Origin of the sequence: Bradyrhizobium sp. BR13661 (genome assembly GCF_029892425.1) — a bacterium.
In the GTDB taxonomy this organism is placed as follows: Bacteria; Pseudomonadota; Alphaproteobacteria; order Rhizobiales; family Xanthobacteraceae; genus Bradyrhizobium.
In genome coordinates, this window is the sequence record NZ_JARXWB010000052.1 from 1 (window position 1) to 23,550 (window position 23,550).

The following is a 23,550-nucleotide window of genomic DNA, read 5'->3' on the forward strand; positions in this document are numbered from 1 at the left end:
CGGGACTCGCGGCTGTCGTGGCGCATCGCGTCCAGGCGTGGCGCAGAGGGCCTTGTCGCAAGCGAGAAAGGAAGCGAGAATGGGTGAGATCAAGCGCAAGCAACGACCGATTAAGAGGGCGAGATAAAAGGGGCTCGCCGGTCGAACCGCAAGCCATTGGCATGGCTTGGGTTCTGGCGTGCCGGTCGGTCGGGGCGCGTGCCGCGCCCGGCATTTTGACCAATGGAGTCAAAGGCGTTTTCGGCACCGTGTTCGTTTTTGACCGTTGGGAGGTCCTGCCGTGAGCGTGGGCGACAGCGAACTGCGTGTTCGGCCCGGGCGTATTCGCAGTACCCGAGTGCCGAAGCAAAAGAGCTTCATCAACCAGGTGCTGCGTGCCGCTAAGAAAGCCGGTCACTCCTCGGGACAGGCTGCGGCTGGCAGACGCTCTGCGGCCTATGGGCGCTCGACGTTTGGCCGCGGGCGCCTCGCCTTTAGTCGTGCCAGATTGTTCAGCCCGACGCGGCGTGTCGTGGTGAAGGCGCGCGTGGCTCGCCATAAGGGGCGAGCCTTCCGTTCAGCACCGCTGACGGCCCATCTTTCGTATTTGAAGCGCGACGGTGTGACCCGGAGTGGTGAACGGGCCGAGATGTTCGATGCCAGCGGCGACCGCGCCGACAGTGCGGCTTTCGCAGGACGGTGCGAGGACGATCGGCATCATTTCAGGTTTATCGTCTCGCCCGAGGACGCCGGCGAGATGACAGACCTGAAGGCTTTCACGCGCGACCTCGCCAGGCAGATGGAGACCGATCTCGGCACGCCGCTCGATTGGGTAGCCGTCGATCACTGGAATACCGACAACCCTCACGTCCATCTTCTCGTTCGGGGCGTGGACGAGGAAGGGGCGGATCTCGTGATCTCCCGCGACTATATCAGCCACGGCCTGCGCTCACGTGCCGAGGAACTGGTCGGCATCGAACTGGGTCCAAAGCCGGAGCACGAAATCCGCAATTCCCTGGAGAGAGAAGTTTCGGCAGAGCGATGGACCGGGCTCGATCGGGAGATCCGGCTGGCGGCCGATGAGACCGGCTCTATCGATCTACGTCCCGATAATCCCGGCAAGTTCGATCCCGAGATCCGGCGGCTGATGGTCGGTCGCCTTCAATATTTGGAAAACATGGGCCTTGCGGCCTCCGCCGCGCCGGGGGAGTGGATGGTCGGGCTCGAGGCCGAGCAGTCCTTGCGCGACCTCGGTATGCGCGGCGACATCATCAAGTCCATGCACCGCACCTTTACCGAGCGTGGTGAAGCGCGCGGCATTGCCGACTTCGTCATTGAGGGTGGACAGCCCATGTCTCAGATTGTCGGACGGCTGGTTGACCGGGGATTGCATGACGAACTGACCGGCGAGGCCTACGCCCTGATAGACGGAACGGACGGGCGCGCGCATCACGTGCGCTTCCGCGGGCTCGAGGCCTTCGACGAGGCACCGGCGATCGGCGGAATCATCGAAATCCGATGCTTCGGTCAAGCCGGCGATCCGCGCCCGACCATGGTGCTCGCAACCCGTTCCGATCTCGATCTCGGTGAGCAGGTCACTGCAAAAGGGGCCACCTGGCTCGACCATAGGCTGTTCGAACGCGATCCCATGCCGCTCGCCATGGGCGGCTTCGGCCGCGAGACCCGCGATGCCATGGAAGCCCGTACCGCGCATCTGATCCAGGAGGGGCTGGCGCGGCGGCAGGGCCAACGCATCATCTTGCAGCGCGACCTCTTGGACACGTTGCGCCAACGTGAATTGGACGACGTGGCCGCAAAGGTCTCGGCCGACACGGGCCTACCTCATGTGAAGGCCGTGTCCGGGGAGCATGTGGCGGGCACGTATCGCCAGCGGCTGACGCTCAGCTCGGGACGATTCGCCATGATCCATAATGGGCTTGGCTTCCAGCTCGTGCCCTGGTCGCGCGAACTCGAAAAGAAACTCGGCCAACACGTCACGGGCGTCATGAAGGACGGCGGTGGCATCGAATGGGGCCTTGGTCGGAAACGCGACCTCAGCCTCTAGCTATCTGGTCAATTCAGTTGCGGAAGGGCGTTCGGGGATGTCTGGAACCAAGATCCTCTGGGGGCAGCTAGTCGTTGTCGGCCTGATTGTTTTGCTGGCCATTTGGGGAGCAACCGAGTGGACGGCCTGGCGGCTCGCCTGGCAACCGGAGCTTGGGCTACCCTGGTTCGAACTAGCGGGGTTCAAGATCTATTACCCGCCGATCTTCTTCTGGTGGTGGTTCGTCTACGACGCTTATGCGCCTCAAATCTTTGTCGAGGGGGCTTTCATCGCGGCGTCGGGGACCTTCATTTCCATTGCGGTGGCGATCGGCATGTCGGTATGGCGCGCGCGTGAAGCCAAGAATGTCGAGACCTATGGTTCGGCGCGCTGGGCCGGCTTGCAGCAGGTTCGCACAGCCGGACTTCTCGGTCCGGATGGCGTGGTGCTGGGCAAACTCGACCGCGACTACCTGCGCCATGACGGACCGGAGCACGTCTTGTGTTTTGCACCCACTCGCTCGGGCAAGGGCGTCGGCCTTGTCGTCCCCTCACTGCTGGCTTGGCCCGGCTCGGCCATCGTACACGACATCAAGGGCGAGAACTGGCAACTGACCGCGGGCTTCCGGTCGCGTCATGGCCGCGTCCTGTTGTTCGATCCGACCAACCCAAAGTCCTCAGCCTACAATCCGCTGCTCGAAGTCCGGCGCGGGGAATGGGAGGTTCGCGATGTCCAGAACGTCGCCGACGTCCTGGTCGACCCAGAAGGTTCACTCGACAGGCGGAACCATTGGGAGAAGACCAGTCATTCGCTCCTGGTCGGCGCCATCCTCCATGTCCTCTATGCCGAGGCAGACAAGACCTTGGCCGGCGTCGCCGCCTTCCTGTCCGATCCAAAGCGGCCGATCGAAGTTGCGTTGAAGGCGATGATGACCACGCCACACCTCGGCGAGCACGGGGCCCATCCTGTGGTCGCCTCGACCGCGCGCGAGCTCCTCAATAAATCCGAGAATGAGCGCTCGGGCGTCCTGTCCACCGCGATGTCGTTCCTCGGGCTCTACCGCGATCCCGTCGTGGCCCAGGTGACACGCCGCTGCGACTGGCGGATCGCTGATCTGATCGCAGACCGCCGCCCTACTACGCTCTACCTTGTGGTGCCCCCTTCCGATATCTCGCGGACCAAACCATTAATCCGTCTGGTGCTAAATCAGATCGGCCGGCGCCTGACCGAGGAGTTGCATGCCCGCGACCGCCGGCATCGCGTTCTGATGATGCTGGACGAGTTTCCCGCACTCGGGCGGCTGGATTTCTTCGAGTCCGCGCTGGCCTTCATGGCGGGGTACGGCATCAAGAGCTTCTTGATCGCGCAGTCGCTGAATCAGATCGAGAAGGCTTACGGGCCCAACAACGCCATTCTCGACAATTGCCACGTCCGCGTCAGCTTCGCGACCAACGACGAGCGGACTGCCAAGCGGGTATCTGACGCGCTCGGGACCGCGACCGAGATGCGGGCCATGAAAAACTATGCCGGCCATAGATTGAACCCCTGGTTGGGGCACCTGATGGTCTCGCGGCAGGAGACGGCGAGGCCATTACTGACCCCGGGCGAAGTCATGCAGCTTCCTCCGATGGATGAGATCGTCATGGTGGCGGGCACGCCGCCGATCCGGGCCAAGAAGGTCCGCTATTACGAGGATAGGCGGTTCACCGAGCGGGTTCTGCCGCCGCCAGATCCGGCGAGTGCCGGCCGATCATCGCGAACGGACGGATGGTCAGCGCTAGGGCCATCGAAGCCGACGGCGGGTCCAACTGACAAAGCCGCGGAGGTCGAGGAAGACACGGCGAACAGCGGACTCCGTCGCGAGCCCGAACTCCCCCATCACGTCGCGATCGCCAAGGAGACGACCGAACTGACGCCGGCAGAAGAATTTGCCGCCGTTCTTGACGATGACGAGGATGCCGTCCGTCAGTCCCGGCTCATACGCCAACAGATGCGCGGCGTCGCTCGTCAGGTCGCCATGGACCCGAATGACGGTATGGAGCTCTGAGGCAATATGCGTGACCGGATGAACGTCTATTTCCCGCCAGAGCTTTTGAAACAGATCTCGGAGCTGGCCGATCGCAAGAAGCTGTCCCGGTCTGCGATCGTGGAGGCGGCGGTCGCCTCATTTCTGTCACCGGACGGCGCGGACAGAAGGGAGGCTGCGTTCACCCGGCGCCTGGATCGGCTGTCGCGTCAGGTGCAGAGGCTTGAGCGTGACGTTGGTTTGACGGCCGAGACCTTGGCCCTCTTCATTCGCTTCTGGCTGACAATCACGCCACCGCTACCCAACGACGCGCAGGCGGCCGCGCAGGCAAAAGGCAGGGAGCGCTTTGAAGGATTTGTCGAGGCGCTCGGGCGCCGTCTGCAGAAGGGGCAAAGCTTTCTGCGCGAGATTCCGGAAGATATCCGCCGTCAAAACGTAGCCGAGGAAAGCTAGGGCGTGGGCTCATAACACGCGATTGAGCTGCGACTGCGGAGAGCGCACGATCTTTGACGAGCACGGAAAGCAGAGTCAATTCATGACGGAAGTGAAACCTAGAAAATGGAGCCCGATTCACCTATTCCTCCTTGGGCGCCGAGCCTGTATCGGTCCCCGGCTGAAGATCGCCTTCCAATGGAAAGGCGGACCTGGTGAGGGGTACGCGATCCCCCGCAATCAACTGAGTTTCTTTTTCTACGCCAGTCTACGACCGAAGCAATTTAGCCGAATTGGCAAAAGCTGGACGCGCTATCGGCTCGAAAGAGCAGACAGCAAAAGGGGCCAGCATGCAAATCTCAATAGGATGGCGTCGACTCGCGCGCGTTTTTCTCCCTTTTGCCGCCGGATACTATCTTTCGTATCTGTTTCGAACGATTAACGCTCTGATCGCCAGTCGTCTCAGCTCAGATACTGGGCTTGGGACTGCCGACCTCGGGTTACTTACGTCAGTCTATTTCCTCGTTTTTGCGGCGGCGCAGATCCCCGTCGGCATATTGTTGGACCGCTATGGTCCACGTCGCGTCCAGAGTTTTTTGCTCTTGCTCGCAGCAATGGGCGCCGGACTGTTCGCGGTATCGAGCGGCTTCCTGTCTCTTTTGATCGCGCGTGCAATGATAGGATTTGGTGCAGCTGCAGCGCTGACCGCTGGACTGAAGTCCATCATCCTTTGGTTCCCCAGAGAGCGAGTTGCCTTGCTGAATGGCTATATGGTCATGCTGGGGTCTCTGGGAGCGGTGACCGCTACGGCTCCCGCCGATTACCTACTCGCCTGGATGGGTTGGCGGCAACTCTTTGAGATGCTGGCGGCTGCGACGGGCGCCACCGCAATCCTCATCTATGTCGTGGTTCCTGAACAAGGCATTGTTACATCGACAGCATCAGTCCCCGCGACCATTAGCTCTGTTTTCGGCGATCGGCGCTTCTGGCGCATTGCCCCGTTGTCGGCGACTTGCATTGGATCGGCCTGGTCCCTGCAGGGATTGTGGGCATCGCCGTGGCTGACCGACGTGGGAGAGCTTGATCGCCCAGACCTCGTCAGACAGCTTTTCATAATGTCGATCGTCTTGAGCTGTGGCGCCTGGCTGTTCGGCATGACGGTCCACTACGTCAAACGAAGAGGAATGGGCGCAGAGACGATACTGGCGACGGTTGCAGCGCTGTTTATCGCTGCCGAGCTAGCCTTGATCATGGGAGCGCCGCTCCCGTCCATCTTGCCCTGGTCGGTTGTCGCGATTGTCGGAGCGGCAACCGTGGTCAGCTTCGCAGTGATAGCGGACTATTTTCCTCCGGAGCTTGCCGGTCGTGCCAACGGCGCCTTGAACGTCTTGCACTTTGGTTGGGCATTTCTGGCACAATACGCGACAGGCCTGATCCTCGAGCAGTGGTCCATTAGCGATGGCCATAGGCCCGTCCAGGCCTATCAGGTCGCGTTTGGCGTCAACGTAGCGCTGCAGATCGCGACGTTGGTCTGGTTCTCGCTGCCTTGCGGCCGATACTTAGCTTCATGGATGGGGCCAATTCCGCTCTTCGTGCAGGCTAATGTTTTCGACGTTTTCGAGTCTGTAAGCTCGTATGAGAATTCGGTGATCCTCATACCCGCGGATGATGATGCCGAGTGGTGAACGGTAGCTCGCAGCGAACCGACACGATTGAGGAGGCCTCAAAGATCAGTTCTCAGTCTTTCTTTTTCTACGCCGGCCTACGACACGGCAATCCTCTGTTGCGACAAAGCGGTTGCAGGTCGAGGCAGCCTCTCGTTCTGGCGTGTTGGATTTCAAACCAGCTATCGGAAATCGGTAGTCGGCTGCGTTTGCCGGCGCGTCTGCTGATAATTTGCGCAAGTCGCTGCGGTGCACGCACACAGAATCGCCCCAAACAAAAACAACCTGATCCCTGCGCATTGCGCGGGGGATTACAAGATGGGTATCGGATCCTGGTTGCTGGTCTGGCTGACCTGTAACGCGCTTTTTCTTGCTTTGAGGATTCTCATGACGGCGGACAGGCCACCGCCTCTGCCTCGATCCTCATTGGAGCAGCCAGAGAAACACCGCACAGGCTAAACAGTAGAGTGCGGCCAGTCATCCCAGCATCACGACGGCGGACGCACAGAATGAAAGCAGTAAACGCCTAACGCGTATGTTAGCACGCGCGCCGTTTGCCGTTCGTCAGTTTCGCGCAATGATTGTGCATGCGATCACAAGTAGATCGGTGGGCGGCCATGCGCAAAGGCGTTCAGACATTAACCTGGGCGTTTAATGTCAAGGGCGGACGACAGGCACGATTGCGACCGCTGGCATCCGGCTTGCGACCCATCGGCCGTGGAGGTCGCACCGTCTCAATCTGGAGTAGTTTCGTGCAGTACCTGCCTCAAACTGCTATTCGAGGACCGGCGAAGCTGGAAGCACTCGTCGCTGAATTGAAGCGGCGTGCAGAATTAATGTCCGCTGACATTGAGGAGGAAAAGGTGTGGACGGGAGTCTCCGCCATTTACGATCAACGCTATTCGATGCTGGCACGAGCCCTGCGCGGACGCCGCGGCAATCTACTGGATACGATCGCCACACTCGAATATCAGTTGCGGTCGGCCGGTTCAGCCTCGCAGGCTGCGTAAGTTTCGATGCTGGTGTTAGTCGCGGCGATGCGTCTGATTCGCGGCACGCTTGTCAGGCGAACCGCATCTGCATCGTTCTGAAACGGCGCCCCCGAGTAGCTGTCCGGCATTACAGTTCGATCTGCAGCCACTTGCGCCGGGTAAGTTCATCGAACTTTGTTGCCACGAACCATTCGACCTCAGGCGTCTCTCCGTAGACAGCCGACCGTGCCGTGAGCTCCCCATCGATAATGGCAACGTGACACATCAGTCTCTCAAGCGACACTTTCGTCATCGCGGCGGCCATGAGCCGGGTAGCGGCCGGACGTGATGGAGCCGTCCCTTTCGGCACCCTGGTTACAATAACCGAATAATGTCCAGGAAACGGTATCTCGGTCATCCAAACGATGATGGGCAGCATTCCAGGCCACCTCGCAACAAAACAACACGGAATGAAAAGATTTGATTGTATCGCTAACTTAATTCGACCCCAGCGTGCCTATAGGTATCAAAGACGGCGATCGCCGTCACCTGTTTCCTGCGAAAACCGTAGCTGGCATGAAATCCCCCGCAGAAGCCTTCACGCTCGTTGCCGAGAACAATGCGTTGCCGAGAACAATGCCAGCTGGTTGCAGGCGAGTTTGACGCGCGGCAGCCATCCTATCCCCTGCTCGCGCAGAACCTACGTGCGCGACGCGAATAACCCTCGTCTCGAAAATCTACATTCTCGAGGAGCGTGCGAGATCGCGCCGGGTCGGGACCTGAGAGAAGCCGCGAACTTTGCTACTGCGGAGGACTGCCAATGTCGAACGAGCCCAGCAGGTAGTCCTCACCAACCGACTCCTCGGTAGGCAGTCGCGCGATCAAGGTGAACGTTGCTTCAGGGTACCGTGACCACACGTCGATATCCTCTTGGGTGACGGTGAGAAATCCAAAAAAGCACCTGTATCGCCCCGGCTCGGTTCCCCGGCCGATTTTATCCCATGTGATCTTATTAACGCGCAAACGCTAGCTCCATTCGTTCTCCGGCAGCGAGCCAGCCGGCGGTTTGAGTTGGTCCTGGTCCGCTTCGATCTCCGCAGTTCGTCCTGAACGGCCCTGACCGCGTTTTCCGGATTGATGCCCGATATCCCCCTGCAACTCAGCGAGCACCTTACGGCGATGCGCTAGCAAGTCCGACAGAGCGCGCCTGTTCTCCACCTTGACGTAGCCGGCGACGATTTTCGCGATGGTCATTGACACTTTTCCGCTCCTGTCAAGCCTGTCGGCGGAACTCCGCCAAGCCGGCCTCGGCGATGCGGTACTCCGCATCTTCGTTCGCGGCGACGCTCAATCCACCCGTTGAAGGAGAGCGAGCTTTGTTGCCGGCATAGAGGGCAATTGCGAGCAAGCCGCCCGATCAAAGTTGCGCAGTCGATCGAAAAGCTGTCGGTGGCCTTGATTGAAGAGCGGACTGCGCTCTTCTCGTCGCCGGAGGTCTTCCGAAATTGTCTCGAGCGATCGTTAAGGTTCCATCTCCGTTTGTTGCGTCGTATCGTTTGCGAACGGTTTTCACGACCTCGGCAACCCGTCAATCGTTTCTAAATGGCTCATCGCTAACATTCCGCGGCATGGATGACCAGGACGTATCGGTTTGGTTCGTTCCGACCTTTAGGCGTAGCTGTGCTCGTCTTGCGGTGCGGATAGTGCGCAACAATCGCGCCTGAGCCTCGGCGCTCGGTAGCACCAACGCGGGCGGAGCGGCCTGCTCACATCCTTGAAAAGGCGCGGCCGGTGGACGCCCCGCGCCTCTAAGCGGCGGAGACGCGACGATTCATGGCTCGAACATTGTGCAGGTGGCGCTGATGACAAACAAGCGCAGCTCGACGCGTCCCTGGTCGCCGGAGGAAGAAACCCAGCTGGTCGCGCTCTTCAGCGGAGGTGCCACAGCCGACGAAGTCGGGAAACGGCTGGGGCGCACGCGACAGGCGGTCTACGCGCGTTTGCAGCGCTTTCAAAGACAGCGCGGCAGGGTGAGCAAAATGAGCGGAAGGTCCTTCGCGCAGTTGTCAAAGTAATGGCAGACCACCTCACGCTGGCGGTGGATACGAAGAAGCCAGCCGATCGAGCGGCAGCGTGCGTTCGTGGGTACTGAGGCGTCGTCTGTCGATGACGCAACGCAGCTGCCATTCCGGCTTGGCGTCGCTTGGCACCAGCCGCAATTGATTCTGCCACCGCCTGAGGGAAATCCTTCGGCAGTTTCGCAATCGTAGCGTCGATCTTTGCACCAGCTATATCCGCGAGCTCTTTGATGATGCCGCGGGCCGTCTTTTCGGTCAAGCCGCAAGTCTTGGCGGCTTGCACGAAGTGTCGGCCGAGAACGGTGTGCACCACGTAGTGGCGATTATTGCCGATCGCCATGGCGAGCTTCATTTGGTTTTGCGTGATCTGCTTGGCATCGAGGCTCGGCTGCGTCGAGATGATGTCGTACAGCGGCGTCAGGACGAACCGCCCGCCGGGCGAGAGGCGGATGCTGAAGTTCTTGGCGTGCCCGTCAGTGGCTGCGAGAAGCCAGAAGACGATTTGCGTCTTGAAGAAGGTCGCCTGGTCGGTGGCCGGCGTATCGCTGCCTTTGAGGAAATCAGAGACATTTCGGATGCCTGGGCCGCCGTCGGATTCGTATTTGCGCCCGGGCGGCACGGAAAGCGCCTGACAGCAATCTTCCTGCGGCAGGCGCAAGAGCCGCCCGTCGCGGGTCCATATGCGGTCAAAGCGTTCGATGGCGAGCACGCGCCGTCCCGCGAAATCAACGATGCGCGATTTGGCGACGGGCAAGTCAGGCGCGGCGACGAGCTCCAGGCAACTGTTGGTCAGGTCGATGCCGTTGGGCAACCTGCCGATCTGCGGTTTGATGATGTGCGTGGTGGCGGTCGTGCCATGCGGCACGTGCCACTTGTTCCGCCAGGTCACTCACTATGCGAGCATCATCGCGCCCGCCGCTCCGGGCGTCGTTCCGTCCGGAAGGAATTGGAGCGCACCGATACAGTCGCGGCCGATTGCGGAAAGCAGGTTGTAGGCATCGGCCCCACCGGCATGCGCGCGTTCGGCGACACGCCGACGGATGTCCTCGTAATCGGGAAGCAGGTTGTCGAAGACGGCAATGACGGGGTCGCCGATATAGCGGTCTTCGCGCAGGGGCATCGACACCGAGACCGGGATGGCGTTCTCCCATTCCAGCCAGGCTTTGTCGTATTGGAAGTCGATAGCGCCGCTGCTCTCGCGCCGCAGCCGCCCGATCAAACGAGCGTTCGGGTAGACGTTGAGAGGCGCACGAACAGGACGGCGCCCCATCAGAACAGATCCTCGATGGCTTTGGCCGATATCTTCGTGCGCGGCCGGATGACCAGTTCCAGATCGAGCGCGGCTAGCGCATCCAAGAGGATTCGCATCTGCGTCGCTGGCTCGCCGGCCTCCAGCTTCGAGACAGTCGCTTGGCGCGCGTGCATCTTGTCGCCCAGGCTGCCCTGAGTGAGGTGTTTTTGTCGGCGGTGCCGCTTAATGGCGGCGCCAAGCTGCTGGGGTGTGCGGGCGATCGTATCCTTTAGAAAATGATACGCGAACGCGTATAATAAGACAATATACGCGAACGCGTGTAATATCTATATATACGCAAATGCGTATATATAGCAGAAATACGCGAACGCGCTTAGGGCTTTGCCGCCGATTTACAACGCCGGCGGGCGACACGAACTGGCAGGCATTGGTTGATCAAGCGGCTTTCGTGGGCGCCATGCGGCGGTACCGCTTGGTTGGGCATTCCACCGGATACGCGACAAACCTGATCCTGGAGCAACAGATCAGTGAGAATTTCGGTCACACTCGCGCCGCGGATGATGAGGCGGAGTGGTGAGCAGTAACTTGCAGCGAGCCGATGTGATTGAGCAAGCCTCAGAGATCCGTTCTTAGTCTTTCTTTTTCTACGCCAGTCTACGATCACTGAAGCCGCTTGTTGCGCCAAGTCCATCGGTGCTTTTTCTAATCATCCCCATCTGAGGGCACTCTGTAGACGCCCTCGTCGGTGGGGACGACGGTGGCAATACATTCCAATCAATCCGAAGCGAATTCGCGCGGCGCGCGAATGCTCCGTAGCGCGCTTGGTGCAGCGATTGCCAGCTACCTCGAGGATGAAGCGATCATCGAGGTGATGCTCAATCCGGACGGGCGGTTGTGGATCGACCGGTTGTCGAGTGGCCTGATCGACACCGGCGAAACCCTGTCGGCGGCGGATGGCGAGCGCATTGTTCGCTTGGTTGCGCATCACGTGGGCACCGAGGTGCATGCCGGCGCGCCCCGGGTCTCGGCCGAATTGCCTGGGACTGGTGAGCGCTTCGAAGGTCTGTTGCCTCCGGTCGTTGCGGCACCGGCCTTTGCTATCCGCAAACCGGCCGTTGCCGTGTTTACACTCGACGATTACGTCGCCAGGGGGATCATGACCTCGGAGCAGGCCAGGACCCTGAAGGACGCTGTCGCCGCACGGAAGAACATTCTGGTCGCCGGTGGGACATCGACCGGCAAGACAACGTTGACGAATGCGCTCCTGGCCGAGGTGGCAAAGAGCTCCGATCGGGTCGTTCTGATCGAAGATACGCGCGAACTCCAATGCAAGGCGCCCAATCTCGTAGCTTTGCGGACCAAAGATGGCGTGGCCACGCTTTCCGACCTGGTTCGCTCATCGCTGCGATTGCGTCCGGATCGCATTCCGGTTGGCGAGGTTCGCGGTGCCGAAGCGCTCGACCTGCTCAAGGCCTGGGGCACGGGCCACCCCGGCGGCATTGGGACCATTCATGCGGGCAGTGCGCTCGGCGCGCTGCGGCGTCTCGAGCAGCTCATCCAGGAAGCCGTCATCACGGTTCCGCGTGCCCTGATCGCTGAGACCATCAACATCGTTGCTGTGCTTGCGGGGCGCGGCGGTGACCGTCGCCTCGCTGAACTCGCCCTCGTCACCGGACTCGGGGCCGCCGGCGACTACGACCTTTCATCAGCAGGAGACTAACATGCGTCAGAAATTTCGTTTTCTTCGAGGTGCATCGTTGACCGTGTTCGGCATGGCGCTTTTGCGAGCGGCGCCGGCGTGGGCCGCAGGCTCGAACATGCCGTGGGAACAGCCACTCAATCAGATCTTGCAGTCGGTCGAGGGGCCGGTCGCCAAGATCATCGCGGTCATCATCATCGTCGTGACCGGGCTCACGCTCGCATTCGGGGACTCGTCCGGCGGTTTCCGCAGGCTGATCCAGATCGTGTTTGGTCTGTCGATCGCGTTCGCCGCCTCGAGTTTCTTTCTGTCGTTCTTCTCCTTCGGCGGCGGCGTGGTGATCTGATGGATGAGCCGGTCGCAGGATTTGTCGTGCCCGTTCACCGCGCACTTACGGAGCCGATCCTGATGGGCGGCGCGCCGCGGTCGGTTGCGATTGTCAACGGCACGCTTGCGGCAGCTCTTGGGCTTGGACTGCGGCTCTGGATCGCGGGCCTCGTCCTCTGGTTCATCGGCCACATGGCCGCCGTCTGGGCCGCCAGGCGCGATCCCGCCTTCGTCGATGTGGTGCGCCGGCATTTGCGCATTCCCAGTCATCTCAGCCTCTGAGTTATCGGTCATGATGAACCTTGCCGAATATCGCCATTCCGACGCCCGTCTTGCCGACTTTCTGCCTTGGGCAGCCCTGGTCGACGAAGGAATTATCCTGAACAAGGATGGCTCGTTCCAGCGGACGGCGAAGTTCCGGGGGCCTGACCTCGACAGCGCAGTGCCGGCTGAACTCGTCGCCGTCGCCGGCCGTTTGAACAACGCCTTGCGTCGCTTGGGATCCGGCTGGGCCGTATTCGTCGAGGCGCAGCGTCATTTTGCGGGGACCTACCCGCCTAGCTCCTTTCCGGATGTCGCGTCTGCGCTGGTTGACGCGGAACGCAGGGCGCAGTTCGAGGAGGCGGGCGCCCACTATGAGTCCAGCTATTTTCTGACCGTCCTCTACCTGCCCCCGGAAGAGGGCGCTACCCGGGCAGAGCGACTGCTCTATGAGGGCCGGGATCGGACCGTAGGGGCAGACGCGCGCGAGGCGCTCCGCGGGTTTGTCGATCAAACCAACCGTGTGCTGCAGCTCTTTGAAGGATTTATGCCGGAATGCGCCTGGCTCGATGATCAGGACACGCTGACCTACCTGCACTCGACGATCTCGACTAAGCGTCACCGCGTTCGCGTGCCCGAAATTCCGATGTATATCGATGCGCTGTTGGCAGATCAGCCGCTGACCGGCGGGCTAGAGCTGATGTTGGGCTCAGCCAATATTCGGGTCCTGACGATTGTTGGCTTTCCGGGCGCCACGACCCCGGGGATCCTGGACGACTTGAATCGCCTGCCAATCTCTTATCGTTGGTCGACTCGCGCGATCATGCTCGACAAGATCGACGCCACCAAGCTCCTGACCAAGATTCGGCGGCAGTGGTTCGCCAAGCGAAGGTCGATTGGCGCCATTCTCAAAGAGGTCATGACGAACGAGGCGTCGACGCTGCTCGATACCGACGCACACAACAAGGCGATCGACGCCGACGCCGCCCTGCAGGAACTGGGTTCGGATCAGATTGGACAAGCCTTTGTCACGGCAACCATCACGGTGTGGGACGGCGATCCTGATGCAGCCGACGAAAAGCTGAGGTTGGTCGAGAAGGTCATCCAGGGTCGCGATTTCACCTGCATGATCGAGACGGTGAATGCCGTCGAAGCCTGGCTCGGCAGTCTGCCGGGGCACGTCTACGCCAACGTGCGGCAGCCGCCCATCTCAACTCTCAACCTCGCTCATATGATTCCGATGTCGGCGGTGTGGGCCGGCGAAGCGAGGGATCTGCACTTCAAGGGGCCGCCACTCCTGTTTGGCAAGACCGAGGGATCAACGCCGTTCCGATTCTCGCTCCACGTCGGCGATGTCGGCCATACGCTAGTAGTGGGACCGACGGGAGCCGGCAAGTCGGTCCTGCTTGCCCTGATGGCGCTACAGTTCCGTCGTTACCCGAATTCGCAGGTCTTTGCCTTCGATTTCGGCGGTTCGATCCGGGCAGCCGCGCTCGCCATGGGTGGCGACTGGCATGATCTCGGCGGCGCATTGTCTGACGGGGACGAAAATCCCGTTGCCCTGCAACCGTTGGCCTGGATCGATGACCCTTCTGAGCGCGGATGGGCCACCGAATGGATCTGCGCGATCCTGGCACGGGAAAAGGTCGAGATCACCCCAGAGGTCAAGGATCATCTGTGGTCGGCGCTGACATCTCTCGCTTCGGCGCCGAGGGAGGAACGCACCCTCACGGGCCTGTCCGTCCTGCTCCAATCGAACTCTCTGAAGCGCGCCTTGCAACCTTATTGCCTCGGCGGGTCGTCCGGGCGCCTGCTTGATGCTGAATTTGAGCGCCTTGGCGAGGCCTCGGTCCAGGCGTTTGAGACCGAAGGCCTGATCGGAACGAGTGCTGCGCCGGCCGTGCTGGCGTACCTCTTCCATCGTATTGGTGATCATCTCGATGGCCGGCCCACGCTCCTGATTGTCGATGAAGGTTGGCTTGCCCTTGATGACGAGGATTTTGCAGGGCAGCTCCGGGAATGGCTGAAGACGCTTCGGAAGAAGAACGCGTCCGTCATCTTCGCCACACAGTCGCTTTCGGACATTGATGGCTCTGCGATTGCACCGGCTATCATCGAAGGCTGCCCAACGCGATTGTTGCTGCCGAACGAACGGGCGATCGAACCGCAGATCACTGCCATCTACCGCCGCTTCGGCCTCAATGACCGCCAGATCGAACTTCTGAGCCGGGCGACCCCAAAGCGCGACTACTACTGCCAGTCGCGTCGGGGCAATCGGATGTTCGAACTTGGCCTTGGTGAGGTTGCGCTCGCATTTACCGCGGCCTCTTCCAAGACAGACCAGGCCGCCATCACGCAACTCATCGCCGAACATGGACCCGACGGCTTCGTGCCTGCCTGGCTCCAGCACCGTGGCGTCGCCTGGGCGACAGATCTGATCCCCAATCTCGTCAATCTGGAGAAATCGCTATGAGACCTCTTGGCCTATTGGCGACCACGGCCGCCTTCGCGCTGTTGCTTGGCGTCACGGTGCCCGCACGAGCGCTGATCGTCTTTGATCCCAACAACTACGTCCAGAATGTCCTGACAGCTGCGCGGGAGCTCCAGCAGATTAACAATCAGATCACCTCGTTGCAGAACGAGGCGCAGATGCTGATCAATCAGGCGAAAAATCTGGCAAGCCTGCCGTATTCGTCGCTTCAGCAGTTGCAGTCATCGATTCAGCGGACCCAGCAATTGTTGGCCCAGGCCCAGCGCATTGCCTACAACGTGCAGCAGATCGATCGCGCATTCTCAACCAGCTACGCGCCAGCTAGCAGCGACCAGTCGAATCAGTTGCTGATCTCCAACGCTCAGGCACGTTGGCAGAATTCCTATGCCGCAACGCAAGACGCGCTTCGCGTCCAGGCGGGCATCGTTGGTAACCTCGACACAAATCGTATCGAGACGTCCGCGCTCGTAACGTCTAGCCAAATTGCGAGCGGCGCTCTGCAGGCAACGCAGGCTGGCAATCAGATTCTTGCGCTGAACGCGCAGCAGCTCGCCGATCTCACCGCTGTCGTGACTGCACAAGGCAGGGCGCAGAGCCTTGAAGCGGCTCAGCGCGCCTCGGCCCAGGATCAGGGACGAGAACAGCTTCGGCGCTTCCTGTCACCGGGGCAGGGCTATCAATCCTCCAACGTGCAGATGTTCCACTGATGGCCGACATAAGGGCATTCAAGGCGTTGTCGCTGCTTACGACAAGCGGCGTTTTGGTCGTTACTGCTTGCACGATTCAGCTTCGCGGTGGTGACGAGTCGCCCGCGCTGCCGAAGGCGGAGCAGACGACAGGTGCAGCCAGCTCTGACCTCGCACGCTGCCGCAGCGTCACTGCGGAGGAAACGGCAGATTATCGGCTTTGCCAGCAGATCTGGGCCGAAAACCGGCGCCGCTTCCTTGGCAAGAAAACCGGTGCCGCGGTTCCTGGCGAAGAAGATCCCACCGCGGGGTTGGTGCCCGTCCCAAAGGATCAGAGCCGAATCCCGCAAGGATATCGACCATCGGCGACACCCGAGGCTAGCAAGCCATGACTGGCACGGGGATCATTGACCACTTCCTGGAAACCTTCACGCGATATATCGACAACGGTTTTGGGCTGCTCGGCAGCGATGTCGGATATCTCGCAACGACCCTTGCCGCGATCGACATTACGCTCGCCGCGTTGTTCTGGAGTTGGGGGCCAGACGAAGACATAATTGCGCGCCTCATCAAGAAGACGCTCTTTGTAGGTGTTTTTGCCTATCTCATCGGAAATTGGAACAGTCTGGCACGCATCGTCTTCGAGAGCTTTGCTGGTCTTGGGCTGAAAGCATCAGGCGCCAGTCTCTCCGCGTCGGACTTCCTGCGGCCGGGAAAGATCGCGCAAGTCGGCCTCGACGCCGGCCGACCCCTGCTCGATTCGATCTCCAACCTGATGGGCTACATCAGCTTCTTCGAGAATTTCGTCCAGATCGTCGTTCTCCTGTTCGCCTGGGTTGTGGTGCTGCTCGCCTTCTTCATTCTGGCGATCCAGCTCTTTGTTACCCTGATCGAGTTCAAGCTCACCACCCTGGCCGGCTTTGTGCTCATTCCCTTTGGCTTGTTTGGCAAGACAGCCTTCGCGGCCGAGCGGGTCTTGGGCAACGTGATCTCTTCAGGGATTAAGGTCCTGGTCCTGGCCGTCATCGTTGGGATCGGCTCGACCCTGTTCTCGCAGTTCACCGCAGGCTTCGGCGGCGCCCAGCCGACCATCGAAGACGCGATGACGCTGGTGCTCGCGGCGCTCGCGTTACTGGGCCTCGGCATCTTCGGTCCGGGTATCGCAAATGGCCTGGTGTCAGGCGGACCGCAACTCGGCGCCGGTGCCGCGATCGGAACAGGTCTTGCTGGCGGTGGCATCGTTGCGGCGGGCGCAGGCCTCGCCGCCGGCGGCGCCGGTCTTGCTGGTGGTGCGATTGCAGGTGCCGCGCGCGGTGGGGCTGCCGTCTTGAGCGGTGCGTCCGCTGCCTATCGAAGCGGAGGCATGGCTGGACTTGCGGAGGCTGGCGCCTCCGCCGCTATGAGCCCGTTGCGTCGTGCAGCGGCTGCGCTCGGCGGAGGTGGGGAAGCCGGCGCGCAGACCGCGAACACTTCGGCCGAAGGGCAGCCCGATTGGGCGCGTCGCATGAAGCGCGCCGAGACCATTCGGCATGGTGCCTCGGCCGCTAGCCAGGCCATCCGCTCGGGCGATCATGGTGGCAGCGGCTCCTCCGTCGATTTGTCCGAGGGAGAGCGCTGAGACGCAGCCACGGCACCTCCGCCGCACAGCAGTGCCTCGATCCCTTCCCATCGCACTGCTTGCAACGATCACTCGATACTAGGGGCAATCCTCGATGTTTAAACGACCTTCCGTTCATTACGGGCGCATGCCCGAGCCGGTTACGGCGTATCAGAAAGCAGCGCAGGTTTGGGACGAACGCATTGGATCGGCACGCGTCCAAGCCAAAAACTGGCGGCTGATGGCCTTTGGCTGCCTCATGCTGTCGGCCGGTCTCGCTGCAGGCCTTATCTGGCAATCGAGCCAGGGGTCAATCACGCCGTGGGTGGTCGAGGTCGATCAACTCGGCAAGGCCCAAAGGGCCGCGCCGGCCAACATCGACTATCAACCGACAGATGCCCAGATCGCCTATCATCTGGCGCGCTTTATCGAAGATGTCAGAGGTCTGCCGGCGGACGGCATCGTTCTGCGACAAAACTGGCTCAGGGCCTATGATTTTACGACCGATCGCGGCGCCGCCGCGCTCAACGATTACGCGCGCAACAATGACCCCTTTGCCAAGTTGGGCAAGGCCCAAATTTCCGTCGACGTATCGAGCGTCATTCGCGCCTCGTCGGAGAGCTTTCGGGTCGCGTGGACCGAGCGTGTCTACGACAACGGTTCGTTGAGTTCGACCGAGCGCTGGACGGCCATTCTCACCATCGTGATCGAAACGCCGCGCGATGCCGAACGTCTGCGCAAGAATCCTCTTGGCGTCTTCGTTCGCGCCATCAACTGGTCGAAGGAGTTGAGTCAGTGACCAAGACGCCGTCCGACGTTCACTCGAAGCATCCCGTCGCGTACAGAAGGATCAGTCCGACTCCGACCGAATTCTTGACCGTGAAGCGAGCAGTCTTGTTTACTCTCCTGCTTGCTTCCTCGGCGCTCGCCGGGTGCGCGACCTACATTCCGCCTGAGATCAGCTATGACGCTGAAGTGCCTCCGTTACCGGCGGCTCCCGCAACTCTGGACGACAGGACGCGGCCGCTTCACGTTCCACCCCTCTGGAAGCCGGCTCTCGGCGGCAAGCTGGGAGGGAAGGAAGACGCTGAACCCGTGAGCCGGGTTGAGACCGCAAACAGCGCAGCCCGGGTCGAACCGCGCATGCGGGGGTATTTCAATGCGGCGCAAATCTACGCCTACAGTCCCGGGGCGCTCTATCAGATTTACGCCGCACCGGGCCAGATCACGGATATTGCGCTCGAGGAGGGGGAGCAGTTGACGGGATCGGGGCCGATCGCGGCCGGAGATACCGTGCGGTGGGTCGTGGGCGATACCGAGAGCGGGAGCGGCGACACACGACGCGTCCATATCCTGGTCAAGCCGACCCGAGCTTCGATCGAGACCAACCTTGTCGTCAATACTGACCGGCGCACGTACCTGATTGAGCTCCGCTCCCGCGAGCGGCCATACATGCCATCCGTTGCCTGGTACTATCCTGAGACGGTACGCGAACGGTCGCGTTCAGCTGCTGTGAAACCCGTTCTTCCGGACCCGGCGCAGCGTATCTTCCGCTATGCCATCGAAGGGGACAGTCCTCCCTGGCGGCCACTTGCCGCCTATGACGATGGCCGTAAGGTTTATGTCGAATTCCCGCAAGGCATCGTGCAGGGCGAGATGCCTCCGCTCTTCGTCATCGGTCCAGACGGCAAGACTGAACTCGTCAACTATCGCGCTTACGGCAACGTATTGATCGTCGATCGGCTGTTTGCTGCCGCCGAACTGCGGCTTGGCGGCGAGCACCAGCAGAAGGTCCGTATTGTCCGGACCGACGGGAGGCCGTCGTCATGAACACCCGGAATGGAAACGATCAGGAGCAAGCGGCTCCGCCTGAGAGACAAGAAGATCAGTCCAGGAACTTCCGCTTGAGAGCGGAGCACCCGCGCGTGACACGGTTGTCAGGGAAAGTACTGGCGGGAGGGAGCGCGGTCGCCCTGCTTGTCATCGGCGGAGCCGTGCTGTGGTCGCTGCAGAAGAACCGCCCTCGAGACCAGGCGGCCGATGAGCTTTACAGTACCGACCATCACAATGTCGCCGACGGCATTACGGCGCTGCCGAAGGACTACGCTGGCATTCCACGCCAACCAATCCCGCAACTGGGTCCGCCGCTTCCCGGGGACCTCGGTCGGCCGATCCTTGCGGCCCAGGGCCAGTCGCCGACGATCGGCGCTGATCCGGAACAGCAGCGCCGGGATCAAGAGACCGAAGCAGCCCGCATCAGCCATCTGTTCGCTTCGACTAATGGGAGAGAAGTGCGTGAGCCCACGGCTGCAGGTGTAGGCGGCGATCGCATCGCATCACAAAGCCCGACGAGCGCCTATGACGACGGATTTGCGCAGAACGGTCAGGACCGCAAGCTTGCTTTCGTGAACGCCTCTGTGGACCGACGCACAGTCAGCCCTGATCGCGTCACCAGGCCAGCTTCACCATATATCGTGCAGGCTGGGACGGTGATTCCGGGAGCCCTGATCACCGGAATCAGATCGGACCTGCCAGGCCAAATTACGGCCCAGGTAACCGAGAACATTTTTGATACGCCCACTGGCCGATTTCTGCTTGTGCCCCAGGGCGCGCGTCTGATCGGGATCTACGATAGCCAAGTAAGTTTCGGCCAGTCCCGTGTCCTGCTCGTCTGGACACGGCTGATCATGCCAAACGGACGTTCGATCGTTCTCGAGCGGCAGCCTGGCGCTGACGCCGCGGGATATGCGGGCCTCGAAGATCAGGTCGACAATCACTGGGGTGAGCTGTTCAAAGCTGCGGCACTTTCAACGTTTCTGGCTGTCGGGACTGAGCTGGGTGCCGGCTCCGACACCAACAGCAACGACAGCGCCATTATCCAGGCATTGCGACACGGCGTCTCTGACTCACTGAACCAGACCGGACAGCAGGTAGTTCGGCGCAGTCTTAACATCCAGCCGACGCTGACCGTGCGACCTGGTTTCCCGGTTCGCGTTGTCGTGAATCGCGACCTCATACTTGTACCTTACGGAGGATAGGGGATGCCCAAGCTTAGAATAGGAGCACTACCAGACGACAAGCCGGTCAAGGTCACCACTGAGTTGCCAGCATCGGTGCATCGGGATCTCGTCGTTTATGCAGAGGTCGTGGCACGCGAAAATGGGCAGCGCATCGATCCGGCGAAGCTGATCGCGCCCATGTTGGCGCGCTTCATGGCCACGGACCGCGGATTTGCAAAGCTCCGACGAACAAATTACTTGCCGAAAGCCGGCGGCGGCGAGGGATAGCGTTCGGCTAAGAGGTCGACGAAATGCTTTAGAACCGGATTTTCATTGTCATCGCGCCAATACGCATAGAAGTCCAACCGGCTTGGTCCAGTTCCATCGTTTAGTTCTCTGTACACCAGGCCGGCGAAGCTCGCGCCTATATCCGACTCTAGAACCATGCTGATCCCAATGTTCATGCTGATAAGGCTCTTAATGATACCCCGACTGACGTCGTGGCGCTCGATCTTTGGTCGCTCCGTCACCGAAACCAGCTTGGATATCATGAGGTCCTCAAACTCACGCCCGGGATCATACTGGCTTAGCAAAACGGTCTCATTTCGGAGGTCGGTCCAATAAACTACGGATCGCGCAGCTAGCGCATGATTCTCCGGCAGAGAGACTAGGATGCGCTCACTCCAGAGGGCCCGAACATCATTGTCTGGCAGCGGCACGTTTCCAGTTACAACAAGAATGTCCGCTGTACCATTTCGCAGCGCGCTCGCAAGACGCGTTCGTGAGCGCTCGATGGTTGCTAGTTCGATTTGAGGAAAACGCTTCTTGAATTCAGTTAGCGTCGCTCGTAGATTGCCAGCGGATATGGAGGTGCAAAAGCCGACCGAAAGTCGGCCAGCTTCACCCCGCCCATTCGACTTTGCCGTTGCTACAAGCACATCGACTTGCTCCAAAACTAACCTGGCTACCCTCAGAACACTTCGCCCAGCTGGTGTTGGCTTTACTCCTCCGCCTGAGCGCTCGAATACTCTGACGCCGATCCTGTGCTCAAGTTCACAGATAGATCGGCTTAGGATTGAGTGCCGGATAGATAGTAACTCGGCGGCTTGGCGAATACTCCCATAGTCTGCTGCTGCGACTGCAGACCGAAGATGCTTCAGATCAACAGCGTGCATCCGTAGCACGTATGGCCGGTTCATTATCCCATTCTCCCGGGCAGGCGCATTGTGTCGCGCTTCAGGCGACGTCAGCGAGGTCACCTCAGCGCTAACGGGGCTGCTCGTCTGTCTTGAGGTTACTTCAGCCGACGGCGAGCGAGACTGGCGTCCACAGCACGGGAGCCCGAAGGCCTCCCGCGGCACGGACCCGCGCTAGGCTCTCAATTGACACTTCAAGACATCCGGCAACCGCCAGCGTGCTGCCTAGTGCACGAGGTTTGCCAATCCGCCGGAGGGGCCATTCTGCGCGGCGCAAGATCCGCTCCATGCGGGCATCAGTGACCGTTACAATTTCTGTGAGCTGCCGGGATAGGCCGAACTCGATCATGGCCGCAAACAGTTCGTAGGTGGCGCTTGCTAAGCCGCGAGCTCCCTTCGGCGCGTCATGATCAATGTCGAGGGCAAAGCGGCTGCTCTCCCAGATGGTCGGACCAGCTGGAGCTGGTGTTCCGTCCAACAGTAATGGAAAAGTATCTCGCAACATAGTAGGGCCAGTCGAGGGGAGCAGGCGCACACAGCCTTGAACGCGAAAGTCGCTGGATCTCTGGATCAAGTACGCAGGGTGAAGAGCATCGAATTCGTCAATCTCGATGTCGCCATTGAACTGAACGTCCCAGTCGAGCCGGCCCTTGAATACGCGGTACCGCAAGCGGTGCATGTCCGTAATCGCATCAATGAAGTTGCCGTAATACTGCGCCGTAATCAGTTGCATCATAGGCCGCTTCCTCCTCTGGATATCGGCCTCCATGGAAGAAGATCCAGGTGAATAAGTCACCTCCCACAACTAAGGGAGGAGAATTAAGGAAGAGGTTGTTGTCGCATCGACTTCAATGCGGTGACGCGCGCCACCGCCTGCACGACTGTCCTTACGCCAAGTTTGGCCTTGGCGTTCTCGAGATAGGTGGAGACCGTGTGCCGAGAAATGCCGAGAATGGTTCCAATTTCCCAGGCGGACTTTCCTTGCGCTGCCCATTCAAGACATTCGGCCTCTCGGCGCGATAGTGTCGCGTCGTCGACGAGTTGATTGTTGCTAATCTTCCGCCGGGCGTGTGCATGAAAATACAATGCCATGAGCTGCAACACGCGCGCGTGCTCGTGAATAGTTCGTTCAAACTGCTGCCGTCGCTCATCAACAGCGAATGTCACTGCCGCTACTGGGCCGCTCCTATCGTGGATTGGAATCGTGAATCCATACCGAATCCCGAACCTCGCAGCCTCCTCGAAAAGTTCTTGCGATTTGGAGGATGGCAAAATACCAAGGCCCCATTCGAAAGGGTCAGGATGGCCGAGGGCCTGAATGATCACGGGATCTAGGCGCTCGTAGTGTCTTTGCATATAGAGGGTGCTCCAAGCCAATGGATAGTTCGATATTAATCTTGCTTGGCTCCTCGTCTGACCTGGTATGGACAAGTACGCAAAGCAGGAAAGATTGAGCCTTGCTGCTGCTTGCGACATGGCATCGCGAAGAGCGCCTGGGTCCGACGCGCTCAAAAGGCTGTCAATGAAGTTCTGGAATATCCGATGCATCAATCGTGTCAAACCGGAGGCGCTGACGGGAAACGCGCTTGATTGCTTTGCAGGCCGACACGCCGCCGCTAGGGTTGTTTCTTAAGGCTCAGGCGGCCGTAAGCGCGATGGGCGATTGGCTCGACATCGAAATCGTGATCGCTGCAGCTGAATCACGAACATCGAGGCGAAGAAGCTTCTCAAAGGGACGGTTGTGATCAACAGGTCGCCAAAGGTCTTCGACGCGCCAAGAAAGAGGTAACATCTTTCTATTTTCTCAGGAGTACGTTGTCCGGCTACCGCTTACCAGGCTCGCGAGTA

The 23,550-nt window shown here is 60.3% G+C and carries 23 protein-coding genes and 1 pseudogene; 16 read left to right on the forward strand and 8 right to left on the reverse strand.

Annotated features, from left to right (window positions below; genetic code table 11):
• Positions 1 to 280 precede the first annotated feature (280 nt).
• From M2427_RS40375 to M2427_RS40395, 5 genes are all read left to right on the forward strand, one after another.
• Entirely contained in the window at positions 281 to 2,044 is a 1,764-nt protein-coding gene (locus M2427_RS40375; protein ID WP_280712299.1) for a VirD2 family relaxase/mobilization nuclease, read from the forward strand.
• 37 nt (positions 2,045 to 2,081) lie between these two features.
• Positions 2,082 to 4,070: a conjugal transfer protein TraG gene (locus M2427_RS40380; RefSeq protein ID WP_280712300.1), complete on the forward strand. Its 1,989-nt coding sequence runs from the start codon at positions 2,082 to 2,084 to the stop codon at positions 4,068 to 4,070.
• A gap of 6 nt (positions 4,071 to 4,076) precedes the next feature.
• On the forward strand, positions 4,077 to 4,502 hold the full coding sequence (locus M2427_RS40385; RefSeq protein ID WP_280712301.1) for a CopG family transcriptional regulator: 426 nt from the start codon (positions 4,077 to 4,079) through the stop codon (positions 4,500 to 4,502).
• 329 nt (positions 4,503 to 4,831) lie between these two features.
• Entirely contained in the window at positions 4,832 to 6,166 is a 1,335-nt protein-coding gene (locus M2427_RS40390; RefSeq protein ID WP_280712323.1) for an MFS transporter, read from the forward strand.
• 731 nt (positions 6,167 to 6,897) lie between these two features.
• A complete protein-coding gene (locus M2427_RS40395; protein WP_280712302.1) occupies positions 6,898 to 7,155 on the forward strand; it encodes a hypothetical protein in 258 nt (85 codons plus the stop codon).
• A 109-nt stretch (positions 7,156 to 7,264) separates the two neighbouring features.
• Here the strand turns inward: M2427_RS40395 and M2427_RS40400 are convergent, their stop codons facing one another.
• The 5 genes and pseudogenes from M2427_RS40400 to M2427_RS40420 all read right to left on the reverse strand — a co-directional run bounded on the left by M2427_RS40400 (position 7,265) and on the right by M2427_RS40420 (position 10,751).
• Positions 7,265 to 7,555 (reverse strand): hypothetical protein, encoded by a 291-nt coding sequence (locus tag M2427_RS40400; RefSeq protein ID WP_280712303.1) that lies wholly within the window; start codon positions 7,553 to 7,555, stop codon positions 7,265 to 7,267.
• Positions 7,556 to 7,917: 362 nt separating this feature from the next.
• Positions 7,918 to 8,139, reverse strand: a complete 222-nt coding sequence (locus tag M2427_RS40405) for a hypothetical protein (protein ID WP_280712304.1) — start codon at positions 8,137 to 8,139, stop codon at positions 7,918 to 7,920.
• Between the two features lie 3 nt (positions 8,140 to 8,142).
• Positions 8,143 to 8,370: a hypothetical protein gene (locus M2427_RS40410; RefSeq protein WP_280712305.1), complete on the reverse strand. Its 228-nt coding sequence runs from the start codon at positions 8,368 to 8,370 to the stop codon at positions 8,143 to 8,145.
• 942 nt (positions 8,371 to 9,312) lie between these two features.
• A pseudogene (locus M2427_RS40415) lies at positions 9,313 to 10,464 on the reverse strand (HipA domain-containing protein); the annotation flags it as partial.
• On the reverse strand, positions 10,464 to 10,751 hold the full coding sequence (locus M2427_RS40420) for a helix-turn-helix transcriptional regulator (RefSeq protein WP_280712324.1): 288 nt from the start codon (positions 10,749 to 10,751) through the stop codon (positions 10,464 to 10,466). The gene M2427_RS40420 and the pseudogene M2427_RS40415, both read right to left, overlap by 1 nt.
• Positions 10,752 to 11,251: 500 nt before the next feature.
• Between M2427_RS40420 and trbB the strand changes: the two genes are divergently transcribed.
• The 11 genes from trbB (at position 11,252) to M2427_RS40475 (ending at position 20,794) form a co-directional block, all read left to right on the forward strand.
• Positions 11,252 to 12,166 carry a P-type conjugative transfer ATPase TrbB gene (trbB, locus tag M2427_RS40425; protein ID WP_280712306.1) on the forward strand — a complete coding sequence of 305 codons (915 nt, stop codon included), beginning with the start codon at positions 11,252 to 11,254 and terminating at the stop codon, positions 12,164 to 12,166.
• A gap of 52 nt (positions 12,167 to 12,218) precedes the next feature.
• Complete coding sequence (locus M2427_RS40430) at positions 12,219 to 12,491, forward strand: TrbC/VirB2 family protein (RefSeq protein ID WP_280712325.1); 273 nt, start codon at positions 12,219 to 12,221, stop codon at positions 12,489 to 12,491.
• Complete coding sequence (locus M2427_RS40435; protein ID WP_280712307.1) at positions 12,491 to 12,754, forward strand: VirB3 family type IV secretion system protein; 264 nt, start codon at positions 12,491 to 12,493, stop codon at positions 12,752 to 12,754. Before M2427_RS40430 ends, M2427_RS40435 begins: the two co-directional genes overlap by 1 nt.
• A 10-nt stretch (positions 12,755 to 12,764) precedes the next feature.
• On the forward strand, positions 12,765 to 15,206 hold the full coding sequence (trbE, locus tag M2427_RS40440) for a conjugal transfer protein TrbE (RefSeq protein WP_280712308.1): 2,442 nt from the start codon (positions 12,765 to 12,767) through the stop codon (positions 15,204 to 15,206).
• Positions 15,203 to 15,931, forward strand: coding sequence for a P-type conjugative transfer protein TrbJ (gene trbJ / locus M2427_RS40445; protein ID WP_280712309.1), 729 nt, complete (start codon positions 15,203 to 15,205; stop codon positions 15,929 to 15,931). Before trbE ends, trbJ begins: the two co-directional genes overlap by 4 nt.
• The gene (gene trbK-alt, locus M2427_RS40450; protein ID WP_280712310.1) at positions 15,931 to 16,302 is read left to right on the forward strand and encodes a putative entry exclusion protein TrbK-alt; all 372 of its coding nucleotides are present in this window, start codon (positions 15,931 to 15,933) and stop codon (positions 16,300 to 16,302) included. Before trbJ ends, trbK-alt begins: the two co-directional genes overlap by 1 nt.
• Positions 16,299 to 17,528, forward strand: coding sequence for a P-type conjugative transfer protein TrbL (gene trbL, locus M2427_RS40455; protein ID WP_280712311.1), 1,230 nt, complete (start codon positions 16,299 to 16,301; stop codon positions 17,526 to 17,528). Before trbK-alt ends, trbL begins: the two co-directional genes overlap by 4 nt.
• A 94-nt stretch (positions 17,529 to 17,622) precedes the next feature.
• Entirely contained in the window at positions 17,623 to 18,306 is a 684-nt protein-coding gene (gene trbF / locus M2427_RS40460; protein WP_280712312.1) for a conjugal transfer protein TrbF, read from the forward strand.
• Positions 18,303 to 19,337: a P-type conjugative transfer protein TrbG gene (gene trbG / locus M2427_RS40465; protein ID WP_280712313.1), complete on the forward strand. Its 1,035-nt coding sequence runs from the start codon at positions 18,303 to 18,305 to the stop codon at positions 19,335 to 19,337. The genes trbF and trbG overlap by 4 nt, the downstream gene beginning before the upstream one ends.
• Entirely contained in the window at positions 19,334 to 20,545 is a 1,212-nt protein-coding gene (locus tag M2427_RS40470; protein WP_280712314.1) for a TrbI/VirB10 family protein, read from the forward strand. The genes trbG and M2427_RS40470 overlap by 4 nt, the downstream gene beginning before the upstream one ends.
• Positions 20,546 to 20,548: 3 nt before the next feature.
• Entirely contained in the window at positions 20,549 to 20,794 is a 246-nt protein-coding gene (locus M2427_RS40475) for a DUF2274 domain-containing protein (protein WP_280712315.1), read from the forward strand.
• Here M2427_RS40475 and M2427_RS40480 read toward each other — a convergent pair.
• The 3 genes from M2427_RS40480 to M2427_RS40490 all read right to left on the reverse strand — a co-directional run bounded on the left by M2427_RS40480 (position 20,761) and on the right by M2427_RS40490 (position 23,250).
• A complete protein-coding gene (locus M2427_RS40480; RefSeq protein ID WP_280712316.1) occupies positions 20,761 to 21,705 on the reverse strand; it encodes a LysR family transcriptional regulator in 945 nt (314 codons plus the stop codon). The two genes, M2427_RS40475 and M2427_RS40480, sit on opposite strands and share 34 nt — an antisense overlap.
• 100 nt (positions 21,706 to 21,805) lie before the next feature.
• Positions 21,806 to 22,438: an acyl-homoserine-lactone synthase gene (locus tag M2427_RS40485; RefSeq protein WP_280712317.1), complete on the reverse strand. Its 633-nt coding sequence runs from the start codon at positions 22,436 to 22,438 to the stop codon at positions 21,806 to 21,808.
• 83 nt (positions 22,439 to 22,521) lie between these two features.
• The gene (locus tag M2427_RS40490; protein WP_280712318.1) at positions 22,522 to 23,250 is read right to left on the reverse strand and encodes a LuxR family transcriptional regulator; all 729 of its coding nucleotides are present in this window, start codon (positions 23,248 to 23,250) and stop codon (positions 22,522 to 22,524) included.
• Between the last annotated feature and the right edge of the window lie 300 nt (positions 23,251 to 23,550).

Bases quoted from the DNA above. Each gene is read 5' to 3' on its own strand.
- M2427_RS40380 (WP_280712300.1), top strand. From the start codon at position 2,082: ATGTCTGGAACCAAGATCCTCTGGGGGCAGCTAGTCGTTGTCGGCCTG.
- trbB (WP_280712306.1), top strand. From the start codon at position 11,252: ATGCTCCGTAGCGCGCTTGGTGCAGCGATTGCCAGCTACCTCGAGGAT.
- trbK-alt (WP_280712310.1), top strand. From the start codon at position 15,931: ATGGCCGACATAAGGGCATTCAAGGCGTTGTCGCTGCTTACGACAAGC.
- trbJ (WP_280712309.1), top strand. From the start codon at position 15,203: ATGAGACCTCTTGGCCTATTGGCGACCACGGCCGCCTTCGCGCTGTTG.
- M2427_RS40390 (WP_280712323.1), top strand. From the start codon at position 4,832: ATGCAAATCTCAATAGGATGGCGTCGACTCGCGCGCGTTTTTCTCCCT.
- M2427_RS40410 (WP_280712305.1), bottom strand. From the start codon at position 8,370: ATGACCATCGCGAAAATCGTCGCCGGCTACGTCAAGGTGGAGAACAGG.
- M2427_RS40480 (WP_280712316.1), bottom strand. From the start codon at position 21,705: ATGAACCGGCCATACGTGCTACGGATGCACGCTGTTGATCTGAAGCAT.
- M2427_RS40435 (WP_280712307.1), top strand. From the start codon at position 12,491: ATGGATGAGCCGGTCGCAGGATTTGTCGTGCCCGTTCACCGCGCACTT.
- M2427_RS40385 (WP_280712301.1), top strand. From the start codon at position 4,077: ATGCGTGACCGGATGAACGTCTATTTCCCGCCAGAGCTTTTGAAACAG.
- M2427_RS40485 (WP_280712317.1), bottom strand. From the start codon at position 22,438: ATGATGCAACTGATTACGGCGCAGTATTACGGCAACTTCATTGATGCG.
- M2427_RS40430 (WP_280712325.1), top strand. From the start codon at position 12,219: ATGGCGCTTTTGCGAGCGGCGCCGGCGTGGGCCGCAGGCTCGAACATG.
- M2427_RS40400 (WP_280712303.1), bottom strand. From the start codon at position 7,555: ATGCTGCCCATCATCGTTTGGATGACCGAGATACCGTTTCCTGGACAT.
- trbE (WP_280712308.1), top strand. From the start codon at position 12,765: ATGATGAACCTTGCCGAATATCGCCATTCCGACGCCCGTCTTGCCGAC.
- trbF (WP_280712312.1), top strand. From the start codon at position 17,623: ATGTTTAAACGACCTTCCGTTCATTACGGGCGCATGCCCGAGCCGGTT.
- M2427_RS40470 (WP_280712314.1), top strand. From the start codon at position 19,334: ATGAACACCCGGAATGGAAACGATCAGGAGCAAGCGGCTCCGCCTGAG.
- M2427_RS40490 (WP_280712318.1), bottom strand. From the start codon at position 23,250: ATGCATCGGATATTCCAGAACTTCATTGACAGCCTTTTGAGCGCGTCG.
- M2427_RS40475 (WP_280712315.1), top strand. From the start codon at position 20,549: ATGCCCAAGCTTAGAATAGGAGCACTACCAGACGACAAGCCGGTCAAG.
- trbL (WP_280712311.1), top strand. From the start codon at position 16,299: ATGACTGGCACGGGGATCATTGACCACTTCCTGGAAACCTTCACGCGA.